Here is a 19114-nt window from a genome sequence, read left to right as displayed (position 1 = left end):
TGCTCCTCGGAGTGCTGCTGCCATTTGTCGTGTTGGGAGGAACGGCGCGCGCGCAGTCGATCGACAATATCGCGGAAGCGCGCTGGACGTTCGACGGCGAGAATTTCCAGACCAAATCGAATCTCTATTCGATCAAGGTCGAAACGAACAACGCATCGATCGCCCTGTATCGCCCGGTCGTGAAGCCCGGCATCCAGCTGGATTTCTCCGCCTCGCTTTGTCTGGCGACCAATTCCACCGAGACGTCCGCCACGCGGGCAGACACGACAAGCACCAATGGCAAATCGGCCAATGTAGAGCCGACTTCTTTGATCTCGGCTGGTACGGCTCTGTATATTCAGGTCACCGCGGCTCAGGCGAACCGCAATCCCGGCGTTATCGACCAGGTCGATCTCGCTATCGCCAGCAGCACCGGCGACCGCGAGAACATTACCGTCTATGAAACGGGCGTCGATACCGGCGTCTTCATCGGCTCGATCGAAACCCATCCGACGCCGCCTGCCTTCGTATCAGGCGATTGCCGTCTTGGCGTGATCGACAAGGGCATTGTCGAAATCGACGTATCGCTCGGCGCAGGATCGGTATCGATCATCAGCCGCTCGGTGGATGTGATCGCCCCTTCCTATAATACCGTCTTTGACAGCGAAACCGGAGCTCCGGTCTCGGGAGCGCGCGTAACACTTGTCGACGCCCTTACCGGTGCACCGGCACAGGTCTTTGCGGGCGACGGAGTCACTCCCTGGCCGTCGACCGTAACGTCCGGCGAAGCGATTTTCGACGTATCGGGCGTCTCCTATTCGATGGGGCCCGGGCAGTTCTGGTTTCCCCGTGTCGCAGCGGGTCAATATCGCCTGCGCATGGAACCTCCGGCTCCATACACCGCGCCGTCGGTGGTTTCAGCCGAACAGCTGAAGGTCTTCGTCGGCGCAAATGGCCAGCCTTTCACGATCGGCGATGGATCTTTTGGCGGCGAAGTCTCGCCCAGCATCGACGATTCGCGCCTGGTAGACATTCCTCTCGATCGTCCCGGTGTCGGAGTGAAACTGACCAAGACGGCATCGCGTCCCGGCGCGCAGCCGGGCGACCTGATCCTCTATTCGATCGTCGTAACCAATGATGATCCTTCGCGACCGAAACGGGCCGTGAAGGTTACCGATACTCCTTCGCGCTGGCTTCGCTTCCGCAAGGATTCCGTCCAGATCGACGGCCAGCCGGCTGGCGAAGCGGCAGAAATCGCTCCTGATGGCAGCAAGATCGTCTTCAACCTGGAAGACATCCCGGCTGGCGGAAGCAGGCGGATTACCTATGCCATGACGATCCGCGCCGATGCGCCCCCGGGGCCGGCCGAAAATCGTGCAACCGCCGAAGATTCGCTTGGTCGGCAAACCGGGACCGGAGCCACGATCGAGGTCGAACGCGAAACGATCGCTGGCCGGATGACCATCATCGGCCGGGTTTCGGCGGGCACCTGTGATGTGAAGGGCAATCGTCAGGGTATTCCCGGCATCCGCGTCATGATGGAAGACGGCAGCTTCGCAGTGACCGATCGCGATGGCCGTTATCACTTCGACGGCGTGGTCCCCGGCACCCATGTCGTGCAGGTATCGCGCATGACCCTGCCGGAAGGCGGCGAATTCATCGACTGCAACCGCGACACGCGCGGCGCAGGCAGCGCGATCTCGCGCTTCGCCATCGGCGGCGGCGGCTCTCTGGTTACGGCCGATTTCTACGCGACCGTGCCTGAAGGAAGCCTGCCGGCAGCCGGCGCAGCGGAAGAAACCGCCCAAGCCCTCGGTGACGGCGAAGTTGCTGCGAAGCCCGCGGTCGAGGCCGAGGCCGAAGCGCAGAGCGAAGCTGCGGTCGACTGGATCGCGCTTGGCGATGGACCCGATGGCTGGCTTTCGCCGGAAGTCGATCACAATCCGCGTGCGCCTGCCATCAAGGTGGCGATCCGCCATCGCAAGGGACAGAAGATCAATTTGCGCATCGACGGCAAGCCGGTCGATGCACTGCTATTTGAAGGCGTCCGCAATGCCGAAGAGGGCCGCTACGCGGTCAGCATGTGGCGCGGTGTGCCGCTGCGCGGGGAACGCTCGGTCCTCAGCGCCGACATCATCAACAGCTTCGGCGAAATCAACCAGACGATCGAGCGTGAAGTCTTCTTCACCACCACGCCGGCCAAGGCCGAGCTGGTCGAGGCGCAGTCTAAGCTGATTGCCGATGGCCGCACCAATCCGGTGGTGGCGATCCGCATTCTCGATCGCAACCGCCGTCCTCTGCGTGCCGGGATTTCGGGCGAACTGACGATCAGCGCGCCATATCAGAGCGCCGAGCAGCTCGAGCGCCAGCAGCTGAACCAGTTGACGGGCCTTGCCGCAGGATCGGCCCGCTGGACGGTGGAAGGATCCGACGGGATCGCGCTTGTCGAACTTGCGCCGACCATGGTCAGCGGCTTGCTGCAGCTCGCCTTCCGCTTCGACGACGGCGAAATCTCGCGTGAGGAGGTTCTGGAAACCTGGATCGAGCCGGGCGATATCGAATGGACCGTGATCGGTCTTGCCGAAGGTTCTGTCGGCGCGCGCACCGTGGCCGAGAATATGGAACGCTCGGGCCGCTTCGACAGCGATCTGGGCGATGAAGCCCGCGTGGCGCTTTATGCCAAGGGCAGGGTGCTTGGAAAATACCTCGTCACGCTCGCCTATGACAGCGCCAAGCAGGAAGAGGATCAGCGCCTGCTCGGCACGATCGACCCCGATGCCTATTATACGGTGTTCGGCGATGGTTCGAGCCGTCAGTTCGACGCCGCGTCACGCGAAAAACTGTATCTGCGTATCGAGACCGCCAGCTTCTACGCGCTCTACGGCGATTTCGTGACCGGCTTCGATCAGACGCGGCTTTCGCGCTACAATCGCACCGCGACCGGCTTCAAAGGCGAGGCGCGCTTCGGCGAATTCAAGGCGGAAGCCTTCGCTGCGGATATCTCCAGCGGTTTCCGCCGCGACGAGATCCAGGGGCAGGGCATCACCGGGCCTTACAGCCTGTCGAGCCGCGGCATCATTGCCAATAGCGAACGCGTCACTCTGGAAGTGCGCGATCGCTTCCGTAGCGAACTGATCGTGACCTCCCGGCAGCTGACCCGCTTCATCGATTACGATATCGATCTGCTGACCGGCACGATCACCTTCAAGGAACCGGTTCTCAGCCGCGATTTCGATCTCAACCCGCAGTTCATCGTTGTCGACTATGAAACCGATGGCCGCTCGGGCGGTGAAACCAATGCCGGGGTGCGTGTGGAATGGACCGATCGCACCGACACGGTTCGCATCGGCGCGACGGCCATCAGCGACAAGGGCACAGGCGCCCGCACCAATATGGCCGGTCTGGATATGCATGCCGAACTGGACGAAGCGACACAGCTTCGTGCGGAGGTCGCGATAAGCGACAATGGCGGCGATCTGGATCAGGCATGGCTGGTGGAAATGCAGCACCAGACGGGTAATCTCGATCTTCTAGCGTATGCGCGCACGGTCGATTCCGAATTCGGCGTGGGCCATCAGAACGGGGCCGAACTGGGGCGCACCAAGGTCGGTGCCGATGCCCGTCTCAAGATCGATGACCGGTTCGCCGTGCTTGGCAGCATCTGGCAGGACGAAAGCCTCGACAGCGATGCCCGCCGCCGTGCCGCCCAGATCGAACTGGGCTACATCAACCTCCAGAACGAATATCGCCTCGGCATCGCACGGTTCGAAGACCGCCTGCCCGATGGCTCGCAAAATATCTCGACCGTGCTCGAAGGCGGCGCGACCCGGCGCCTGTTCGACAACCGGCTGGAACTCAGCGCTTCGACCAGCATCGCTCTGGACCAGGGCGAGTCGATCGATCTGCCAACCCGTCACCGGATCGGGGCACGCTACGCGCTGACCGAAGATGTCCGTTTCGTCGGGCTGTACGAGATCGCGGATGGCGAAAATATCGGTGCCCATACCATCAAGGGCGGGTTCGAGGTGACGCCCTGGAACGGCGCGCAGGCGGTCACGTCGCTCGGGAAGCAGCGGATCGACGAATTCGGCAACCGGACCTTCGCCGCCTTCGGCCTGTCGCAGAGCCTGCAAGTGACGCCCAGCCTGACGATCGATGCCACACTCGATGGCAATCGCACGCTCGGGAAGGATCCGGCGCTGGGCGATATCATCAATCCCGATCACCCCGTCAGCAGCGGCGGACAGTTGGGGCAGGCGGGCAGCCTGTTCGAAGACTTCGGTGCGGCAACGCTCGGCGTGGCCTATCGCAAGGACCGCTGGAGTGCGACTGCGCGCGCCGAATATCGCGACGGCCAGTGGGCCACGCGCAAGGGCCTGACCGCCGGTGCGATCCGCCAGCTGGGCGAGGGCTCGATCGTCGGTTCGGGCCTCACCTGGACCAATGCTTCGGGCAAGGACGGCTCGGAAAGCGAGATCCTCGATGCGGCCATCGCGCTCGCACACCGTCCGGACAATTCGGAATTTTCCTTCCTCAGCAAGCTGGAATATCGCAGCGATCAGGTCTGGAACGTGGTCGCCGGAGAGGTCGGACCGGTTGGACGCAGCGCCTTTGCCGTAACCGGCGATGCCCGTTCGCGGCGGCTGATCGCCAGCGTTTCGGGCAATTGGTCTCCTTACGGCGAAAGCGCGGACGGCAGTTTCTTCCAGCGCGATGAATACGGCCTGTTCCTCGGCGCGCGGTACAATCTCGACGAGGTCGAAGGCTATTCGCTCGAAGGGACCACGCTGCTCGCCGGGTCCGAAGTGCGCTTCGGCCTGGGCGAACGGTTCGAGATCGGGGGCAGGGGCACGATCCGCGCGGCGTTGCGTGATGGAACGACCAGCTTTGCCTTCGGGCCCAATGTCGGCTTCGTTCCGGTCGACGGGGCCTTGCTCACGCTCGGTTATAACATCACCGGCTTCCGCGACGAGGACTTCTCGGCCGCGCGCCAGACCGACGCCGGCGTCTACGCCACCGCCCGCATGAAGCTCGACGCCGACAGCCTTTTAGCCCTGGGATTGAGCCGATGAGAGCTGCCACCGTCCATCAGCTCCTGACCAAGGCAGCCGCCGTCATATGGGTGATCTTGCTGAGCTTCGGCCTCACCTCGCCCGCCGCCGCGCAAACCGCGACCATCGACTGGGAAACAGGCAACTTCCCCAATCTGAACGGCGTGCCCAACCCCAGCACCGTCACCGGCTCTGACGGTACTACTGCGACCATTTCATATAATACTGTCAGAAGCGGTCGGGGCTCCTTCAATCCCGCCTTCGGTGACTTTCTCAGCTACTACGACGGTACTTTGGGTAGCGCATTCCGCCCTCTTCGGCTCAATTTCGACAATTCAAGCTACGATCCCAACGACAAGATCACGACAGATTTCGTGCTCAGTCGCTCGGTCAGAAACTTGAGCTTCTCCATCACCGATATCGATAATGGACAGTTCGTCGACGCCATCGAAGTCTACTACGACAACGGATCTGGATCATTCGTCAACGCTGCGACCAATGCTGCTTTCTGGTCGGCCGGTAATGCTGCAAGACGAACTGACGACGCCGTCGTAAATGGCTGGCGCGGAGTGGATAATGCCGACAGTTCATCAACGGCTGGGGACATCCGGTTCACCTTCGCCGACACCAGCGTTAAGCGTATTCGGATAGTGTATTTCAGCTACATCGGCGGGACGTGGTGGTCTAGCAATCCAAGCGAGCAATTCGCGGGCATTTCAGACTTCACCTATACGGTTGTCGGCGCGGATCTATCACTGAAAAAGACGGTAATTGGTTCGGTTCCGCCGCAAGGAGGTGCTGTCACATACCGTCTGACCCTTGAGAACAACTCCACTTCGGTAGAAACCGCGAACAACATTGCCGTGCGGGAAAACTTCCCCGGCCAGTTTGCTTTCTCCGCCGCCTCAGGAAGCGGCAGTTTCAATTCTTCGACCCGGATTTGGTCGGTCGCCAGTCTCGCTCCGGGCACGTCTGTATCTCTGACCATCACCGGAACCGTATCGGGCAGTTCGGGCACGACCATCACGAATACGGCCGAGGTGATCGCCAGCAGCGCGGTTGATCCCGATTCCACCCCCAACAACGGTGTCGCATCCGAGGACGACTATGCAAGTGCAAGCTTCGTCGTCGCCAGCGGGCGCGTGGCCGGCGTCGCGCCAACTCTGAACTGCCCGAACGGCTCGATGTTCTTCGACTGGGATGCCAGCTCGGTCAGCTGGGTTGCCGGTTCTACCAACAACAGTTACGCACTTGGGACTTTCGGCCAAATCGGGTTCGCTGTCTCAAACCCCGGGGTTTATATGGACTTGGCGGAATTCGAAGGACGGTCCCCCACACTTCAACGCTCTTTCACGGGGGGATTGAATCCTGCAGAACGCAATCTCGCTGTCGTTGTGAACCAAACGTCCCGTTCCAATTCGGCTACGATCGACATCACGCTGCCTAGAGGTTTCGAAGGCGTTCAATTTACGCTGTTCGATGTCGATTTCGCACCGAACCAATTTGCGGACCGCGTTACCGTTACGGGTAGTTTGTCGGGAACCTCGGTGACGCCCACATTGACCAATGGAAACGCAAACTATGTGAACGGAAACACAGCCATTGGCGATTTCGCCTCTGACAGTGACTCTGGAATGGGGAATGTCGTCGTCACTTTTGCCGGGAAAATAGACAGAATAACGATAAGCTATGGCAACCATTCCACCGCCCCGAACGATCCGGGGCAACAAGGAATCGGGCTCCACGATATCCAGTTCTGCAGGCCTCATACCACCTTGAATGTAACGAAGGTAAGCCGCGTGGTCGCCGATCCAGTGAATGGCGCCACAAACCCGAAGGCTATCCCAGGCGCCTTGGTCGAATACCTGATTTCCGTTACCAACACAGGCAGCGAGCCCGCCGATGCCAATAGCGTCATAGTGAGGGACGATGCGCCAGCAGATGCGAAAATGTGTCTGGCCAATTTCGGCGGGAGTAGCGGCCCCATCCTATTCAATGCTGGCTCACCTTCGTCTGGCTTGAGTTATGCCTTCACTTCGCTGAATGATCCGTCAGATCGATTGGACTTTTCATCCGATGGGGGAGCTACCTGGACCTACACGCCGTCTCCCGACGCGAACGGCTGCGATGTGTCAATTACCGACTTCAGACTGCGCCCTACAGGAGCATTCGCTGCCTCCACGACTTTCACTGTGAAAGTCAGATTTGTCGTTCGATGATTTGCAGAGGATAGCATACCATTTATTCAATGGCGGCCGCGAAATACCGGCCGTTCGCTTAATTCAGAACTCGATTAACAGATAATCGCGAAATTTAGGCCAGATGGTTTCGCAACATCAGCTCAATCCGGCAGATGTTCCAAGCATCAGCATAAAAATTAGCTGAAAATGGTGCAGAAGAGGGATCACAAAAAATCAGTAAGGTGGTGTTTAATAGTTGATAGATACGACACTCAGTAAAGACGAACCCCAATTCGAACCCCTTGGGGCTAATTTAAGGGCATTCGGACGTGAGTTGTCCGCCCCGATGGATGGCAGAAACCATCGGAACTGCGCCTGTTTGGCTCCATCCTGGTGGCATGGACCGGCAATATCTAGGACTTCCATAAATCTCTGCATACGCAAACGCGGCCGAGGCTTTCGGCCTCCCAGCTTGCATGCCGAGCTGCCCATTTATCACGTTTTACGCTACCCACATGAACCGCAAGCACGGTTTCACCAAGTTCGTGATCGTTGTCCCGTCAGTCGCCATCCGCGAAGGCGCGAAGAAGTCGATCGAGCAGACACGCGAGCACTTCGCTAGCCATTTCGACGGGGTGCGGGTCAATGACTTCGTCTACGATCGCACCAAGCTCGGCCGCGTGCGCGAATTTGCCACGGCTGCTGACATCCAGGTGATGATTTTCACCATCCAGTCGATCAACAGCGCCAACAATGTGTTCTACGACCCCAACCAGGAGGCGCTGGGCGATCAAGCGGCTGCCGAATGGGTTGCCAAAACGCGACCGATCCTGCTCGTGGACGAACCGCAATCGGTCGAAGGCGGGTTGAGGGGAGCGGGGCGAAAGGCGCTAGAAGCCATGCAGCCGCTGGTCCAATTCAAATACACCGCCACGCCGGTGAACCCGGTCCATACCCTCTATCGCCTCGACGCCTTCGACGCCTTCCAGCTCGGCCTCGTCAAGCGCATTTGGGTGGACGGGGCCAGCGTGCGTGATGCAGCGAATGGCCCGTATGTTCAACTGATCGATACCGAGGCGAAGAAGGGCCAGGCGCCGCGGGCGAAGATCGAGATCCACAAGCAGTTCGCCAGCGGCCCCAAGCCCGAGCAGGTCTGGGCCTATGATGTGACAGCCTCCAAGACTTGTCAGGCGGCCGCGCAATCTACGCCGGGCTAGAAATTGGCAATATCGAATCCCAGACCGCCAAGTTCATGTTCCGAGGCATCGTCGCACGATTCAAGAAAGCTGGCGATGATGGTTTTGGCTGCAATATACCGACGCAGGCCGCGATGGCCTTTATGGATGCTGAAACTCCTCTTCCGGGTTTTCCCGCAAAAACTGCGAAGATCGAATTGATCTGGGAACCGAACGAAATCTGGACTCAGGTCGAAAGGGTGCTTGTCGTTGCGCGCGATGGCGATCGTCTGCTCTGGGAATACGAAGTCTCTGGTGAGCCGATGGACGATACCGCGTTCACTATCAATCCGACTGGTCACGATGATGGCTCGGATGAAATGGACGATACGGACCTCATCCGTCCGAAGGCGAAGCCGCAAGCAGAACCGAAAGCAAGGTAGGCCCTTATGTCTACGGTCGGGGATATGCTGCGCTTGGCGCGGCAGCGATTGGGATTCACCCAGAAATCTACCGCTTCAAAGCTGGGCATCACACAGCCCATCCTGTCGCGCTTCGAGAATGGCCCATCCGAGCCCGACGGAGAGTTTCTGGGTAAGGCAGCATCTGTATATAACCTGCCAAAGCGTTCTTTGAATTACGGGAACCCGTATATGGTCCGCCAGTGAGCGTTCATCCGATGTTGCGGGCCAAGGCAGATGTCTCGGCCCGCGATCTAGACATGGTAACCTCGGAGATGAACCTGCGAGCTATGCAAGTACGCCGGTTCTTAGATGCGGTGGAATATTCGCCACGTGTTGAACTCCCGGCACTTGAAGTGGAACAATACGGATCGCCTACGAAGATCGCGGGAGTGATCCGTGCTCATTGGGGTGTTCCGTCTGGTCCGATAAAGAACCTGACAAAGCTCGTGGAGCGATCTGGCGTGATTGTTCGCACTTCGGATTTCAGCGGCGCTTCAATAAGTGGCATGACTTTCCGGATTCCGGGCCAACCGCCGTTGGTGCTGCTCAACAGAAACCACCCGGCAGATCGATTGCGATTCACGCTCGCGCATGAGCTTGGCCACCTTGTCATGCATCGGTTCCCAACGATCGAGATGGAAGACGAGGCGAACGAGTTCGCTTCGGCTCTATTGCTCCCTGAGCGCGAAATGCGTGAAGCTTTTTCGGGCAGACGCATCACTCTCGAATTGCTAGCCGCGTTAAAACCGGAGTGGCGAGTTGCCATGCAGGCGTTGTTGATGCGGGCTAAAGCGTTGGGGTTCGTGACCGACAATCAGAACCGCTATCTGTGGCAGCAAATTAGCTCGCGGGGTTGGCGTTTGAGGGAGCCACCTGAGCTTGATTTCGAACCAGAGAAGCCCTCGGTTCTCAATTCCATGATCAAGGCCCACCTAAATGATCTCGGTTTCACACTGAGTGATTTACCAACCTCGTTCCAATGCACGAAGATGAGTTTCAGCGGCTATACGATCTCGATGATGGTAGCGCTTCTAAGCCTCGGTTACGCCTCGTCGTTTGATCAAGCTTTCAGCTGAAATACTGCTGTCGCGCTGGTGGCGATCGCGAATGCCGATTGGAGATTATCGCGAGAGCAGAGAATGAACTCGCCACCAAGGCTTTCTCCGACCCGCGCAAGATGCGCCTTCCAGCCGTCTTCGGCATCCTTGGCAGCTTGCCCAGATGCAAATGCGCGAGAGACCCACTCTGACTTCCATCCGGTCTTCATTGCAGGTGGTATGCCTGCGTTGTGCTCAGTTGCCCTCCGGATCGGATCGTTAGAGTAGCCGATCTTGACGATAATTTTATCGCCGACTTCATACTTCTGCCGACGCAACAGATAGGCGGCATCCCCTTCAAGGCAGAGGGCGTAGAGGAAATGCTCACCATCCGTCCGGTTCGCTACCTGCTGGCCGAAGGTAGGATTGATGCCTCGCGACGGTGTGAACTCTTGTTGCAGCAATTCCTCTGCGAGCGGCGGCGCGCCGTAGACATTGAGTGCCCGCCCCATGGATCGAAGCCCCAGAACGATGTGACCCTTACCCGGAGCGTATCTGATTTTTCATTCACCCATGACAACTCAGTCGGTATCAGATTATTGCCCGTGCTAGGGTTCAAAGAATGAGCTTGTGTCCACCAAAATGTCTGCGATGGCGACTTCTTTGTTCTCGGAAATGGTTCCGTAAACAGTTGCTGGATATGAATCGGAGATCGAGACACCATCTCGACTGCCTCCGTAATTCAACTCCACATAAACCGTGCATGCAGCCTCGAACTTGTCTGTATCCGTTACACGGAACACCCCTTCGGAGTTGACTTCGATACCCTCGAAGATGGTGCCCGATGAAAGCTCATATAGCGCGTCGGCTGCATCCCCCCCCATGACATCATCGGCAGTTAAAGCGGAAACTGCATCCCATATCTTTTCGAGCAAGGTATCGTCATCGATTGGAACAAGATTGCGGGAGCTTAAGGGCTCAGACATCATACCATTCCCATCCCGGTTTTCCTCACATACTGCCAAGTCAAACGCTGCCCGAGACCATCGAGCCCGCCCATGATTCTTTGGGCATCGACATCAAGGTAGAACAGTCTCTTCTGAAAGAACGCTCTCATTTCGCCCGGTATGTCGAAAACATTTTTCTCGCTCCTTAGGGCTTCATCCCAAGATTTGTCGGGCTCAGGATGGACGCTGAAAAGGCCTCCTTGGGTCGCGATCCTGCCAGTTACCGTTCGCGGCCAACAGAAGCTCACCTGCTTTACCGAAAACGGATCGTCGTTCGGGCTAAGTTTTCGCCCGGCTTTGATCGGATAAGCGACAATTCGCGCTGGCACGCTTTGCGGATCAGGATACACCTTAGTGACCTTTGATGACGCGCGTCCAGATGGAAGCAAAACCTTAGCTTCCCGTTGACCGGGAGGAGAGCTAACGGCGAAGTATGCTGCGATTAAGGGGTTACTAGTCCAATCGAGAAGCCGCGTAGGGGCACCATGATGTTGCGCGATTCCCAGAAAATCTATGTCAGTTAAACCTTCTCTCTGAATGAACTCCGGACAGCGACGCTTGAACAGTTCGAGGGCATTTCTTTCCTGAACATACTCAAATGATGACACTCGACCGATCGATGGGAGCAGACCGAATTGATCATCTCCCAAACCCCGAAAAACCCATCGGGAATCGCTATGGCTATCAGTCCATCTTAAGAATGCTCGCCACCGTTTGATCCATGCGGCTTTCGGAGCAGGCTTCCGCAACCTTTTCGACATATCGGTTCAGAACTCCTTCGAAGCGAATTTCTTTTTTACACGTGACTGTGACAAGTCTTGTTTAGCTTGAGGTGGTCGAGATCAACATCTGCGAACCAAAGTCTGCAAATAGCATCGTGTAATACGGACACTTTGTGACCGCTCCCGTAATTGTCAGATACGGCACGAGAACCACCGCTCATAGTCCATCCTCCGAGTTCCATGGCGATATCGTGGTCGATCCGAGCAGCGCGCAACTCATCGCGAAAGTTATGCCGAAACGAATGGAAGCTGGTCCGAGGCTGATAGGCACCGCACCTACGGGAAAACTGGGTAAACCATTTTGAAAATGCGATGGCGCGTTTTCCTCGGGGACCGGGATCAATCTCATGAAAGAGCTTGGTCTGATTCTCAACCCGCCGTTTGCTCACAAACAATAAAAGGCCACACGTGAGTAGTGTCGGATGGATGGGAATCAATCGCTCACTTGCCGCAGTCTTTAACACTTTGTCGGGCAATCCATCCTGCGATTGCTAGCTCACCGCTATGCAATGTTTGCCCTCAACTTCTCGGATGTCAGCGGTGTCCAACTGACAAATCTCGTTCAATCGCATGCCTGTATGCAAAGCGATTAACGGCACCCAGAAGCGAGCGTTGCGGGGGCGCTTATGACCCGGCTTCGCATACCCTCGTTCACCATCAAGGCAGCCGCGATACAATGGAGCGTTGAAGATCGTCTGCAGCTGCTTCTCACTGAACGGATGGCGCTTGTCGCGCTTCGCCACCTCATCAGGGAGACGAAGACCGCGCATGGGGTTTCGCGCCAAGAGTTCCTCATTGACGGCCCAGTTGAGAAAGCTGGAGAAGTTAGCGAGGTGCGCATTAGCATTTGCCGCACTGACCAACTCAATGTCGCCTCGTTCTCTGGCGAGATCAGATGCTGCTCGCAGACTCAGCTTCGGGAAGCGCTTTGCTGCATGGCTAGGCATGTGTCGCAGTACCTCCAAGTAATCACGACAATGTGACCGTGCGAGAGCGGCGACAGTGACATCCTCCCCGAGCACACTAACAGCGAACCTCCGCGTGGTCTCGTAGGCTTGACGGGGGCTCGGTGACCATCGGTTTGTCGGATCGTCCATGTAACGTGAATAGGCGTGCGCAAGAGTGAGCGGTTCGCTTGCTTCAGAATCGACTGTTATCGCTTCGCCGTCGGTCGCACTGGCCAGATCGTCTTCGTACGGCCTAAGCAGCGCCTCATCAACCGATAAACCCGCATCGTAACGGATCCGCTCGAATTCGGATTCCAGAACCGAAGTAACGAGCGGGAGGCGGCGCAGCGCTGTTTGGAGGCTATCGGTCTTGAGTGAGCGCCACACTTCTGATCGGCCTACGATCGGCTGAATGTCGGAAGGGATGTGGCGACGCAGATAATAGCGACCACCGCGAAGTGTCATAGTTCTGGGCATCGACCCGTGATTGAAACCGTAACAGCCGCGCGGCCCATTTCTGACTGTTTTTTTGATGCTTAAGTCGGAACTATGGGCACCAAACCGTAACAGTGAATCGTAGCAAACACGCTTCGAAGACTGGGCTTGAGACGATTTACCTAATGATTTCAAGTAGTTGGTGCCCAGAAGAGGACTCGAACCTCCACGCCCTTGCGAGCGCCGCCACCTGAAGACGGTGCGTCTACCAATTCCGCCATCTGGGCACGCGACCGATCAAGAAAGTGTCTTGAAGGGCAGGTAGGAGCGGGCCGATAGCGGCGTGTTGGATGCCTTGTCAACAAGAATGAAGTGCGTCTTGAAATTATCTCTCGACGTTAGGGAGTTGGAAGGAAGCGTCTCGCCAACCAGCCGCGATGATCTTCTGAGCAGATTTGGAATCGAGTCCCCCAAAGGTCACCTCAGGCTCTGGGATCCACGATCTTTTCAGTCTGTATTCGGCTGCAGCGCAAAAGAAACAGGACACTCTTTCAACTGAACGGAAGGTAGTTGAACTCTTCGCTCAATTTGTAGGTCAATCTCGCGATGTCTCCTCGGTAACGAAATTTGAATTTCGCGAGTTCCGAAACGCCTTGCAGAAAGTGCCGGTAAATTGGCAACTCCGAAGCGACTTAAAAGATCTCTCATTGAGGCAGGTAGCGAAACAATGGCATGCAACTGGCGGGCAAGGCCGAAACGTAAAAACCATTGCGAAAGAATGGTCTGGGCTTTAGCTCATTCTTCAAATGGCTCGTGAGTGAAGACTATTGCGACGAAAATTTGACGGTGGGATTGGCTCCTAAGGTAGATAAGCGTTCAGGTAGGATGCCTGTCTACTCGGCTGAGAAGCTGAAGCTTGTTTTCGATAGCGCTTTATTTGGTAGCTGCGTGGGCGACGGCAAAGAGCATTTGCTGGGCAGGCAGAAGATACGGGATTGGCGCTACTGGATACCTCTCTGTGCTGCATATAGCGGGGCGCGCACCGGCGAAATAGCTCAGCTCCACTGCTCAGATTTGAAAGAGGTGGATGGTATTTGGGTTTTTGACGTTGTCGAGGGCGGGGATGATGAATCTGGGTCCAAGTCACTCAAGACTGCCTCCTCGCCTCGCAAGGCCCCAATTCACCGAGTGCTGATCGAGCTTGGTCTGCTGAACCATTGCTTTGCGCAGCGGGCAAAAGGGAGTGCGAGACTCTTTCCAGAGATAATACCTTGTGAACGCGGAATGCTGGGCCTCCGGTGTCAAAGTTCTGGCAGCGCTATTTGAAACGCCTCGACATCAAGGAACGAGGGCTGGCATTGCACAGCTTTCGCCACACGTTCGCCGATGAGGTGAGGAGAAGGGGAGGTTTGGACGCAATTCTCGGATCAATTTTGGATCCTGTGAAAGGCACGATGACCAGCCGCTACGGTGCCGATACCGAAGGAAACCTAGCGCAAAGGAAGGCTCTCATTGATCTGGTTGATTACGGTCTGATCCACACAAAGTGATGCATTCTTTAGCGTAGAATTGATTATGCTTCGGCCAGCACCTTGTTTTGTGGAGTGGCACCAAGAGTGACGCCAAACGCACTTGTGACCTTTACAACTGTATCGAGCGTTGGATTGCCGCCTTCTTTGAGCGCCGCATACAACGTGGCTCTATTTAAACCAGTTTCCTGAGCTAATTTGCTCATTCCATAGGCGCGCGCCACTGTGCCAAGAGCCGCGGAAATATAACCAGGGTGGCCCGTAGCGAGAGCATCATTGACTAGGTCCGCGAAATCCTCGGCGGATTCTAGATATTTTGCCGCATCAAATGGTTTCGTTTTCATCATGACCTCCGTGTCATTCATCACGAGTGAAACTCACTCGCTCCCGTCCTCGCCATCACACTCTTCGCGCCAGCGCTTTGCCAACTGGACGGCTGTCTCAATATCAGCATCCTGTTTCTTTTTGGCCCCGCCTCCCAACATTAGATAGATCGTAGAGCCGATCTTTGTGTAGTAGAGGCGATAGCCCGGACCGTAGTGGATGCGAGCTTCGGCTACCTTATCTCTCAGCGACTTGCGGTCACCGAAAAGGCCACCTTGCATCTTCAGGATTTCGCGAGCGATTACCTTTTGAGCTTGGGTATCCTTCAAATTATCAAGCCATTCCTCGAATTCCTCGGTCTGCTCGATCGCGTTCATGTCGATTAAGATAGACAGAGGAAATTAACTGTCAATTAAAATCGACAGCAGCAAAGTGGATGGCGGAAAACTCCCAGCCCAGGCTTTTTGGCTTCACCCGGGTGAGAAGGTCGCAGAGGTCCTAGGAATTCGCACTAAGCAGGCTTCAGTGCACGATAGACGCCGATCCCCATCTCCTTCGCAATCTCAGTAGGCGTGACTCCAGCGTTCCGAAGGCGACGGACTTCTGGAGCATCAACCGTAGGATTTCTGCCTTTATACTTGCCGGACGCCTTTGCCTTTTCGATCCCCTCGCGCTGACGCTCCTTACGAATGTCGGTCTCAAAATCCGCTACGGCTCCGAGGATTCCCAGAACCAATTTGCCCATATTTATTGTGGTATCGACCGCTCCTTGTTGGGGGCAATAAAAACGTACTTCCTTCTTGGCAAGCTGAGCAATGATGTCGTGTAAGTCACGACCCGATCGGGCCAGACCATCTAATCTTGTGACAATGAGCGTGTCGCCTTTCCTGAGCCATTCTAAGCACTCATGGAGCGCTTGGCGCTGCTGAAGGGAAGTTCCAGTAACCTTCTCAGCAAATACCCTCTCGCAGCCCGCGTCTCTCAGATGCTGCATCTGAATCTCAAGATTCTGTGAGTAGCTGCTTACTCGCGCGTATTCGACCTTCGTCATACCCCACCTTCGTGTCTCAATTGGTTCTAGAGCTTGTGAAAGTTAGGGTCTCAAAAGACGGGTCGAAGTCTTTTGAGACGCTATGTGGACGCCGTGAGGCGCCTCGGATGGGTATACTCAAACTAGGATAACTAATTCAGCTGGATTGCATTTTTCCATGGCTGTGGAAATCCACTGGCGAAGAACATGTGAGATAGGAGAAGAAAGATTCCGGAAGCGCCAACACCCTACGAGTTGATGAAAGCACGCAGAGAATATCTCTTTTCCGATAGTGTGAACTCTCCTGAAACGGTGCTGTCGCGTGATCTCTTGGATTCATTGGGAAGTCGAAGGCAAGAATATGAGCTTGAGCACTTCGCTTGCTTGCAGAGGCTGAACTTTGCCCAAATCTCGTTCCACAAACCGGACCTACAACTGGGGTGATGGGAAGGTGGACACGGATACCTATCCCGTTGCCGAAGAGATTGCTGAGCGATGGTTCGTGGGTAAGACCGGATCGGAGAAAAAGCGTTGGGCTCCTGCTTTCAGCACACAAAAAACGCGGAAGCCGAAATTTCGGGGGGACGTCAAGAGTATTCACGGAACTGGAAGAAAATATAATCAAATATATTTTATTTCAAATCAGTATTATTCATCGAAATATAGTCATAAGGAGCAGAATGATTTATCAAAGAAGTATGGAATAAATGTCACGATATTAGATCGAACATGGAGTCTCGATTATATCTATAAAAACAACCACGTTGAGCTGGCGGCCCGCGCTTTGCAAATCGAAAGCGCGCAAACGACAATTTAGTGCCAGATTGGCCCCGCCGACCTAGGTCGCGAAAAGGAGCTGGCCGAGCTTGACGCGCAAATCCAAGACCCAAATCGCTACGCCGGTAGCCGGTAGCCGGTAGCCGGTAGCCGGTATGCCTTGGCTGAGGATTGTTTGGAGAATGCGCTCATTGCGCGAGACCTGGAGCGGCCTCGTCTTGAAACTGAGGCTCGCTCTGATCACGCGATCAAATTCGCTCGCGAAGCCGGTATGTCGAAGCAAATTCTGCGAATGCTCTACAACAAAGCTTGGTCCTTGCACTGGTGGCACAACGATGTGGCATACGTCGCGGATGCCTATGATGAGATCGAAAGCCTTACATTCGCAACTGACGATGCCACTGGTGCTGAGCTAGTTCACAACCTTTGGATGCTTATTCTGCCTAGTGTAGGATTAGGTAGATTGACAGCCGAGAAAGCTCAGATCATGGAGCGATTGGCGCGCCTCAAGGACATTTGTCCTCGATCATCGGCAACACAGAGCGGCCAAATAATGCGCTCAACGCCCGCTCTTGTTTACAGTTGCTCAAAATTTCGGAGCTCCAACTGTCAGGTGACATCGACAACTTGGATGAAGTTTGGTCTGAATTCCGCCAAATTATCGCAGCTAGTAAGTCACACCCCGGTTATTCCCTCTCAAGGCTAAGCGATTTTCTCGATGAGATCGGCAAAATCGCGCCTCAGAGCCCCAAATTTGACCGTCTCACAGATGATTTGGCCGAAGCGTTCTCCGCTCAGGTGAGCAATGAAGAGGACGGAAAAGTCTATTTGCAGCGCGGGTTGCAGAAACTCGAAAAGGATTTGCATTTTGATGTAATCGTAATGCTTGGCAAAGCGGAGCCGCTTCTGGCTGCACTAGACCATCGGGAAGACCTGATTCGGGCGCAGCTCGCAATCTCTCAAGCCTATCAGCAGTCGGGATTGCTTCGGGCGGCACGCAACAAAGCACTTTTTGTTCAATTCAAAACGACCGCTCCTCAATCTGTCTCGCAGAGATGGTTCTGGGAGCAATGGAGAGCTTTCTGGCGACCAGTTTGGGGACAAGATCGATCCCGTATCGTGAAAAGATAGAACTGAGATTTGAACGCGGTGATTTAAAGGCAAACTCAACCCCCATCTATACGATCTCGGACTCTTGAATGCAGGTCACGATCAGCGACAATTTTGATGTGATGCTAGGCGCCGCGTCGGCTTGGGGGACGCTGGTCGAATGGCTGCAGGAATTAGTGGTAGCGCTGTCTGCCCATATTTTGGTGATTTCTGACCATAGGGCTTGGATTGAGCGCATCGCTGGAAAGGAAGACGGATTTAACCGGGCAATTGCACTCGATCAGGTCGCTATCGCAACCGACAATGTTTTTGGCCCACCGCCGAGCCTGTATCAAGAAAGCTATATAGAGGAGACCGATACTGATTATCCTTTATTGCGAGGAATTGGATGGAACGCAGAGCGGACGGCGCAGGAAGCGGGGGGCCGGAAGTCGCAAGGCATGCGGCCAGGTGAAGGAAGTCCTCCTGAGGGAATGTTCGATCGGGCCAACTCCCGGCATGACGAGCATCGAGTCATTTCGGTCATCGACCTACCGCAGTGGGATCGCGCCAAATGGTGTGCGACCGGTTTCGCTATGTCTCCCGATTACCCGCTTCCATTCGTTTGTCTCGCATTCGATAATCTCGATGCTGGGAGAAAGATTTTCCAAGGGTAGCAAGAGCGGTTTGGAGAGCTGGATGCCAGCGAGGCAATTCGCGTCTCTATCTTGCGCGGCATCGATCGACACTTTCCACACCACTATCGAGTGGTGGTTTCTGCAAATGTTGAAGCTGCGGAGTTGGAAGACACTCAGACGATGTTTTTCACCAACGCACGCATCAACACAATGACACCTGATAGCTCGGACAACCTCGAAAATATTATCCGGCTCTATGGGGAAGCGGGACAATATGTTTTGGCGCCCATGAGTTCGCCAAAGGATGGACCACCCGAACTCATATCTGAATTAGGGATTATCAAGAGCGAACTATTCATTCGAGATGCCTATGAGGTTGGATTGAATGAGCCGGAGGCTGTCGCAATTCGGGGAGACGACGATCCAATCATTCCTGAAGGTTTGTCAGCCGCTCCAATCCAAGGAGTAATTGAACGTGCGAAGGAAATGATGCGTCGCGAGCGGGGCGGCGCTCAGTGAAATTCTTCATCGCCGGAAATTTGTGCGAAAACCTAAGTTGATGGAATCAACCATGGGCAATTTCTGGATTGTCGTAAAAAACGCAGAAATCCGCTAATTTTTAATGCGCTAGGTGAATGGCGAAACCTTAAAAATCGGTCAACTATTTTAC

The 19114-nt window shown here is 55.6% G+C and carries 18 protein-coding genes, 1 tRNA gene and 1 pseudogene; 11 read left to right on the top strand and 9 right to left on the bottom strand.

Going from position 1 to position 19114, the window contains the following annotated elements; genetic code table 11:
• The first annotated feature begins 11 nt into the window (after window positions 1-11).
• The 6 genes from ACI2I1_RS01350 to ACI2I1_RS01325 all read left to right on the top strand — a co-directional run bounded on the left by ACI2I1_RS01350 (window position 12) and on the right by ACI2I1_RS01325 (window position 9925).
• Window positions 12-5051: a hypothetical protein gene (locus ACI2I1_RS01350; protein ID WP_404677603.1), complete on the top strand. Its 5040-nt coding sequence runs from the start codon at window positions 12-14 to the stop codon at window positions 5049-5051.
• Window positions 5048-7249 carry a DUF11 domain-containing protein gene (locus ACI2I1_RS01345; protein WP_404677602.1) on the top strand — a complete coding sequence of 734 codons (2202 nt, stop codon included), beginning with the start codon at window positions 5048-5050 and terminating at the stop codon, window positions 7247-7249. The genes ACI2I1_RS01350 and ACI2I1_RS01345 overlap by 4 nt, the downstream gene beginning before the upstream one ends.
• 476 nt (window positions 7250-7725) lie before the next feature.
• A complete protein-coding gene (locus ACI2I1_RS01340; RefSeq protein ID WP_404677601.1) occupies window positions 7726-8427 on the top strand; it encodes a DEAD/DEAH box helicase family protein in 702 nt (233 codons plus the stop codon).
• 35 nt (window positions 8428-8462) lie between these two features.
• Entirely contained in the window at window positions 8463-8828 is a 366-nt protein-coding gene (locus ACI2I1_RS01335; protein ID WP_404677600.1) for a hypothetical protein, read from the top strand.
• Window positions 8829-8834: 6 nt separating this feature from the next.
• Window positions 8835-9053: a helix-turn-helix domain-containing protein gene (locus ACI2I1_RS01330; protein ID WP_404677599.1), complete on the top strand. Its 219-nt coding sequence runs from the start codon at window positions 8835-8837 to the stop codon at window positions 9051-9053.
• Entirely contained in the window at window positions 9050-9925 is an 876-nt protein-coding gene (locus tag ACI2I1_RS01325; protein ID WP_404677598.1) for an ImmA/IrrE family metallo-endopeptidase, read from the top strand. The genes ACI2I1_RS01330 and ACI2I1_RS01325 overlap by 4 nt, the downstream gene beginning before the upstream one ends.
• Here ACI2I1_RS01325 and ACI2I1_RS01320 read toward each other — a convergent pair.
• From ACI2I1_RS01320 to ACI2I1_RS01295, 6 genes and pseudogenes are all read right to left on the bottom strand, one after another.
• Window positions 9910-10398: a hypothetical protein gene (locus ACI2I1_RS01320; protein WP_404677597.1), complete on the bottom strand. Its 489-nt coding sequence runs from the start codon at window positions 10396-10398 to the stop codon at window positions 9910-9912. The two genes, ACI2I1_RS01325 and ACI2I1_RS01320, sit on opposite strands and share 16 nt — an antisense overlap.
• A 96-nt stretch (window positions 10399-10494) precedes the next feature.
• Window positions 10495-10875, bottom strand: coding sequence for a hypothetical protein (locus ACI2I1_RS01315; RefSeq protein ID WP_404677596.1), 381 nt, complete (start codon window positions 10873-10875; stop codon window positions 10495-10497).
• On the bottom strand, window positions 10872-11243 hold the full coding sequence (locus ACI2I1_RS01310; RefSeq protein WP_404678348.1) for a hypothetical protein: 372 nt from the start codon (window positions 11241-11243) through the stop codon (window positions 10872-10874). The genes ACI2I1_RS01315 and ACI2I1_RS01310 overlap by 4 nt, the downstream gene beginning before the upstream one ends.
• A gap of 75 nt (window positions 11244-11318) precedes the next feature.
• Window positions 11319-11654, bottom strand: a pseudogene (locus ACI2I1_RS01305) (FRG domain-containing protein); the annotation flags it as partial.
• A gap of 512 nt (window positions 11655-12166) precedes the next feature.
• Window positions 12167-13087: a DUF6538 domain-containing protein gene (locus ACI2I1_RS01300; RefSeq protein ID WP_404677595.1), complete on the bottom strand. Its 921-nt coding sequence runs from the start codon at window positions 13085-13087 to the stop codon at window positions 12167-12169.
• Between the two features lie 170 nt (window positions 13088-13257).
• Window positions 13258-13344: transfer RNA gene (locus tag ACI2I1_RS01295), tRNA-Leu, on the bottom strand.
• A gap of 1011 nt (window positions 13345-14355) precedes the next feature.
• Between ACI2I1_RS01295 and ACI2I1_RS01290 the strand changes: the two genes are divergently transcribed.
• Window positions 14356-14607 carry a hypothetical protein gene (locus tag ACI2I1_RS01290; RefSeq protein WP_404677594.1) on the top strand — a complete coding sequence of 84 codons (252 nt, stop codon included), beginning with the start codon at window positions 14356-14358 and terminating at the stop codon, window positions 14605-14607.
• 23 nt (window positions 14608-14630) lie between these two features.
• Here the strand turns inward: ACI2I1_RS01290 and ACI2I1_RS01285 are convergent, their stop codons facing one another.
• From ACI2I1_RS01285 to ACI2I1_RS01275, 3 genes are all read right to left on the bottom strand, one after another.
• Window positions 14631-14933 (bottom strand): addiction module antidote protein, encoded by a 303-nt coding sequence (locus ACI2I1_RS01285; protein ID WP_404677593.1) that lies wholly within the window; start codon window positions 14931-14933, stop codon window positions 14631-14633.
• 30 nt (window positions 14934-14963) lie between these two features.
• Window positions 14964-15287: a type II toxin-antitoxin system RelE/ParE family toxin gene (locus ACI2I1_RS01280; protein WP_404677592.1), complete on the bottom strand. Its 324-nt coding sequence runs from the start codon at window positions 15285-15287 to the stop codon at window positions 14964-14966.
• 134 nt (window positions 15288-15421) lie between these two features.
• Window positions 15422-15961, bottom strand: coding sequence for a recombinase family protein (locus ACI2I1_RS01275; RefSeq protein ID WP_404677591.1), 540 nt, complete (start codon window positions 15959-15961; stop codon window positions 15422-15424).
• A 430-nt stretch (window positions 15962-16391) separates the two neighbouring features.
• On the opposite strand from ACI2I1_RS01275, the gene ACI2I1_RS01270 reads away from it, so the two are divergent.
• The 4 genes from ACI2I1_RS01270 (at window position 16392) to ACI2I1_RS01255 (ending at window position 18963) form a co-directional block, all read left to right on the top strand.
• Window positions 16392-16757, top strand: a complete 366-nt coding sequence (locus ACI2I1_RS01270) for a hypothetical protein (RefSeq protein WP_404677590.1) — start codon at window positions 16392-16394, stop codon at window positions 16755-16757.
• Window positions 16758-17233: 476 nt separating this feature from the next.
• The gene (locus ACI2I1_RS01265) at window positions 17234-17848 is read left to right on the top strand and encodes a hypothetical protein (RefSeq protein ID WP_404677589.1); all 615 of its coding nucleotides are present in this window, start codon (window positions 17234-17236) and stop codon (window positions 17846-17848) included.
• Between the two features lie 68 nt (window positions 17849-17916).
• Window positions 17917-18483, top strand: coding sequence for a hypothetical protein (locus tag ACI2I1_RS01260; RefSeq protein WP_404677588.1), 567 nt, complete (start codon window positions 17917-17919; stop codon window positions 18481-18483).
• 93 nt (window positions 18484-18576) lie between these two features.
• Window positions 18577-18963 carry a hypothetical protein gene (locus tag ACI2I1_RS01255; protein WP_404677587.1) on the top strand — a complete coding sequence of 129 codons (387 nt, stop codon included), beginning with the start codon at window positions 18577-18579 and terminating at the stop codon, window positions 18961-18963.
• The last annotated feature ends 151 nt before the right edge of the window (window positions 18964-19114 follow it).

It is taken from the genome of Qipengyuania sp. NPDC077563 (genome assembly GCF_044901345.1).
In the GTDB taxonomy this organism is placed as follows: Bacteria; Pseudomonadota; Alphaproteobacteria; order Sphingomonadales; family Sphingomonadaceae; genus Qipengyuania; species Qipengyuania aestuarii.
Note: the sequence above shows the minus strand (reverse complement) of the source record. Positions and strands in the feature narration are given on the sequence as shown.